The organism is Hyphomonas sp. (genome assembly GCF_041689225.1).
Classification (GTDB): Bacteria; Pseudomonadota; Alphaproteobacteria; order Caulobacterales; family Hyphomonadaceae; genus Hyphomonas.
Genome location: NZ_JBDNGN010000158.1, coordinates 1 through 4,328, shown reverse-complemented (window position 1 = coordinate 4,328; position 4,328 = coordinate 1). Strand labels below are relative to the sequence as shown.

Annotated in this window: 3 protein-coding genes and 3 pseudogenes; 2 read left to right on the top strand and 4 right to left on the bottom strand. The window is 61.3% G+C overall.

Translation table 11 applies throughout. The features are described from left to right. From ACESNB_RS15625 to ACESNB_RS15615, 3 genes and pseudogenes are all read right to left on the bottom strand, one after another. Nucleotides 1-224: pseudogene (locus ACESNB_RS15625) on the bottom strand (hypothetical protein); the annotation flags it as partial. Further along, nucleotides 221-844: a DUF3489 domain-containing protein gene (locus tag ACESNB_RS15620; RefSeq protein ID WP_373008974.1), complete on the bottom strand. Its 624-nt coding sequence runs from the start codon at nt 842-844 to the stop codon at nt 221-223. The gene ACESNB_RS15620 and the pseudogene ACESNB_RS15625, both read right to left, overlap by 4 nt. 323 nt (nt 845-1,167) lie before the next feature. Next, a pseudogene (locus ACESNB_RS15615) lies at nt 1,168-1,332 on the bottom strand (IS3 family transposase); the annotation flags it as partial. Nucleotides 1,333-1,666: 334 nt separating this feature from the next. On the opposite strand from ACESNB_RS15615, the gene ACESNB_RS15610 reads away from it, so the two are divergent. Beyond that, the gene (locus tag ACESNB_RS15610; RefSeq protein WP_373008972.1) at nt 1,667-2,362 is read left to right on the top strand and encodes a hypothetical protein; all 696 of its coding nucleotides are present in this window, start codon (nt 1,667-1,669) and stop codon (nt 2,360-2,362) included. 121 nt (nt 2,363-2,483) lie between these two features. Here the strand turns inward: ACESNB_RS15610 and ACESNB_RS15605 are convergent, their stop codons facing one another. Then, nucleotides 2,484-2,972 (bottom strand): hypothetical protein, encoded by a 489-nt coding sequence (locus ACESNB_RS15605; protein WP_373008970.1) that lies wholly within the window; start codon nt 2,970-2,972, stop codon nt 2,484-2,486. Between the two features lie 83 nt (nt 2,973-3,055). Here ACESNB_RS15605 and istA point away from each other — a divergent pair. After that, a pseudogene (gene istA, locus ACESNB_RS15600) lies at nt 3,056-4,189 on the top strand (IS21 family transposase); the annotation flags it as partial. Between the last annotated feature and the right edge of the window lie 139 nt (nt 4,190-4,328).

The window sequence follows — 4,328 nt, the reverse complement described above, 5'->3', positions numbered from 1 at the left end:
TAGCTCTTGGCCTGAATGGCGTAGGCAAGGGCACCGATCATCAATCGGATGCTGATGCCCTTGGGCGGGTCGGTTCTGAAGAGCGACTGCCAGCGCGCGGCTAGATCGGGACGGGGAAGACTCCTGAGTTCTGCAATCTGCGTCTCGACATTATCTGCCGGGTGTCCTGATGACCGACCCGCGCCCGAGATGGGCGCGGGCCGGGAGAGTGCCGTCTTCATCATGCCTTCCCGCCCTGGACGCGGTAGCGGCGCTCGCCGCCGTTCGGCTTTTCCGAGGTGAGGGTGAGGCCCATGCGGGTCTTCACAGTGCCTGAGAGGAAGCCGCGCACGCTGTGGGGCTGCCAGCCGGTGGCTTCCATCAACTGGGGCAGTGTGGTGCCGCTCTTGCGACGCAGCAGGGTGAGCACCGCGCTGGCCTTGGTCTTCTGTGCCGCTGACTTCCCCTTTTGGGCTTTGGGTCTGCGTGCCATCGGCTTCTCGGCCGCGTTGGATTTTTGGGCATCCTTGCCCCGACGCTTCGGGCAGGTGGGATGGGTCTCTTTCTTGGCTGATGCCGGAGGGTCGCCCGCCATCTCGCTGAGGCCGATTGCGTCGAAGCCAGCTGCGGCGATGACGAGACCGAGCGGCTGGTCGCCTTCCCCGATGCGCCATGTCGGTGCATCGAGCGGGACCTTTGCCTCCTCCACGAGACGCCGCCTGAGGAGACCCTGTAGCGCCTTCTTGGTCTCGGGGTCATCAAGCGGGACGCTCTGGGGCGGAGGCAGGACCATGCGATCCTCGCGCCCCGCCGCGGTGCAGAGCAAGACAAGCTGGATGTCGTTGAGCCTGATAGTGCGTGCCATTTTTAGCCTCCGGTGCATGGCGCCGGCCGATGCCGACGCTACTACCACTGGAAGCCCGGTAGCTCAGTCCGGGCGGTCCCTCATCGCCCCTGCAGTGGCGATGCGGGCGACACCATGCATGCTTCATTTGGAGGGGAAGGCGAGCGATTTCTGACGGATTGGGCTGTGGAAGGGCCTCCCACGATGGCTCCACCGTGACTACGTTCGGCAGGTCGTATGTTGGTTACGGGGGCAGGTCTTGACTGGCCCAGACTCGCGGCTGTGAATGGCCTAATACCGAAGCCTGACCCGCCCCGGGTTTGCCGGAGGCCGTTTGGTTTGAGTTACGCGGCCAGCTTCTGCTCGGCGAGCATGGCGTAGTAGCGATCCCCGGCTTCGGCCGGCGGAATGTTGCCGATGGGCTCCAACAGCCGGCGATTGTTGAACCAGTCGACCCAGTTCAGCGTGGCGAACTCGACGGCCTCGAAGGAGCGCCACTTGGAGGCGCGGGACCGAGGACACTCGCGTGGAGCCGTCCTTCGGATCGTGCGAGGGATCGAAGCCGAATGGCCGAAACCGCAATAGCGGGCTCGGTTTACGAGAGGCCGGCCCGGCGCCAGCCGGATGCGCCACTCAAAACCGGATGGAACGACTGGTCGCACACACTTATCTTGACCACGAGAGGGATTTTTTCTAGCATTGTCTCGGCCTTAAGCACAGGCCGGTGTGCCCATTCGCGCGAAGCCATGCAGTGCTTTTCCAGTCTCCTTCATGACCACTCCCTTTGGGCGGACTTGATTGGCAGTGGGCACCTAGTCAGGTCCGTGATCGAAGGAATGGACCATGACGAACTACAACGACTTGAATTCTCTAAAAACCATCGCCAAGCGGCTTGCTCGCCGGCAACGCATCGCCCACCACGACGCTCTCGATGTGATCGCTCACGCGTTTGAATTTCCGCACTGGAGAGCGCTGACCGTTGCAAGGGAAACCGGCTGGAGGCCAGACCCTGCGAAGGTGGACACTCTCGCTATTGAGTCAAATGCACGGAACACCAACACGCGCTCACGCCTCACTATTGGGCTGGGTTTCGCGACCCAAAAACACGGCAGTATTGACGGTCACGACTACACAATAGAGATCGATTTCGAGGTTCTTATGGGCGGCCAAGGTTGGGCCATTTGCGTGGAACAGGCACCTTCCGAAAAGCCGTTGATCGAGATATACGACGATTCGAGGCACAATCCTGTCCTGGACCCAGCATTCGTTTCGAAAGCCTTGACGATCGCCTACGAGGCTGCGGAGATGCTACGGGCTCGCATTGCAGCCGATTGGCCGCGCCGGTCAACAAAACCGGATAAGGAAGGGCGCGCACTTCATCCGTTATTCCGGGAGCGTGGGCTTTCGAGAGAGTGGCACTGTCTGCACTGTGATGCTGTCTCCACAGGGTCGCAGATGGCCGCTAACATGTGGCACTGCCCAAAATGCAGCGCGACGCCGATCGACATTCTCGCGGAGCCATTCTGGAAGGCTGCCTGATATCGTCATGTGCGAGCTCGATAGGTTCAGACCGTTCCCCGTCGGGTGGAGAACCTGACGCGCCGAACCAATTTGCGCAGACGCTTCAAGGGCATCCGAAAGCGAAGCTGTATGAAAATTCTTAAGCAGCCAGGTCGATGAGTCTCACACTATTCGAGCCTTGCGAGAGCGCGACGTAGAGGTCCCTGTAGTTTCCCCAGCTCTGCTGCCAGTTGGGATTGCGGAGGATCACAACATGATCGAATTCCAATCCTTTAACGAGCAAGGTACTGCCGATGCAGCGAAAGGCGCTGCTGCGGCTGTGGTATTTCCTCCTGGAGATTTCCTCAACATACAAGGATGTTAGGTCACTGCCTGAACTGATGTGTTCTTCGAGAATACATCTGAGTGCGCTGACGGATTCCCTGAGCTTGCACGAAACAGTGTTTAAGCTCGCGACATAGTCAAGCAGGTCGGCCAGAAGGGTCGGTGTCGTTCCCTGCCTGTGGGCATCGAACAGGGCGCGCCTGTCAGCGCGCCGCGGCCGCCCGCCCTCACCTTTGACGACGTTGGCAATGAAGGTCTTTGTATCCGAGGTCAGACCGCCGTGAGCGTCCGAAAGAAATTTCAATTCCGCATCGGCTTTTTGCCGCGGCGTACCGTCTACGAGAGTAAGGACAAGATCCCGAAGTGCGGTCAGGTCATTGGCCTCAGCGGGAGACCTTCGTGCCGCTGTCGCATCCGCCTGGCCACGCGCAGGTGGATTTCGGCGAGGCGATCGCAGTGCTCGGCGGGGTTCGCCAGAAGATCCACTTTTTCTGCATGGACGTCGCCCAGTCGGACGCGCCGTTTGTGAAGGCCTATCCGCGCGAGACGACGGAGGCGTTTCTCGATGGGCACGTGTCGTCTTTCGACTTCTTCGGCGGCGTGCCGTTGTCGATCCTCTACGACAACACCACGATTGCGGTGGCGAAGATCTGTGGCGATGGTCGGCGTGAGCGGACCCGGGCCTTCACCGAACTCCAGAGCCATTACCTGTTCAGGGATCGTTTTGGGCGACCAGCCAAGGGAAACGACAAGGGCAAGGTTGAGGGGCTGGTGAAGTTTGCCCGATCGAACTTCATGACGCCGATCCCGCATGCGGCGAGCTTCGACGATCTGAACGCCATGCTGGCCGAGCGATGCCGCAGTCGGCAGAACGAGCGGGCCGCACGCCATAGCGAGACGATCGGCGAGCGGCTCGTCGCCGATCTGGCGGCCTTCCAGCGGCTTCCGGCAACACCGCTCGAACCGTGCGAGAAGCGGATAGGGCGGGTCTCCTCGACCTCGCTGGTCCGATATCGGTGCAACGACTACTCGGTGCCGACGAGCTTTGGCTTCCGAGAGGTCCTGGTGAAGGGGTTCGTCGACGAGGTGGTGATCCTTTGCGCCGGCGAGGAGATCGCCCGTCATCGGCGCGACTACGGCACCGGCACCTTCGTCTTCGATCCCCTCCATTACCTGATGCTGATCGAGACGAAGCCGAACGCCCTCGACCAAGCTGCCCCACTGCAGGGCTGGAATCTGCCGGAAGCCTTCCAGCACCTTCGCCATCTCCTGGAGGCGCGCATGGGCAATCGCGGCAAGCGCGAGTTCATTCAGGTTCTGCGCCTGATGGAGACTTGTCCGCTGGCGACCGTCACCGAGGCGGTGACGGAGGCGAGGTACTGTAACCTGACGTCTGGAAATTCTGTCGTCGCGTCGGCCGCGCGCCCCTGCCGGGGCACGCCCCGGCAGGGGCGGCCCATCCTGGTATTCCATGGAGTTGCAACACCACCATGGAGACAGTCGAATGGACGGACGGAATGATACGGCGATCGAGGCGGTCCTGGAACATCTGATCGAGCATGGCCCCGGTGATATTGCCACGGTCTTTGGCCGTGCGTTCGAGCTGGCGATGCAGATCGAGCGCGAGCGGTTCCTGCGCGCGGGTTCCTATGAGCGCACG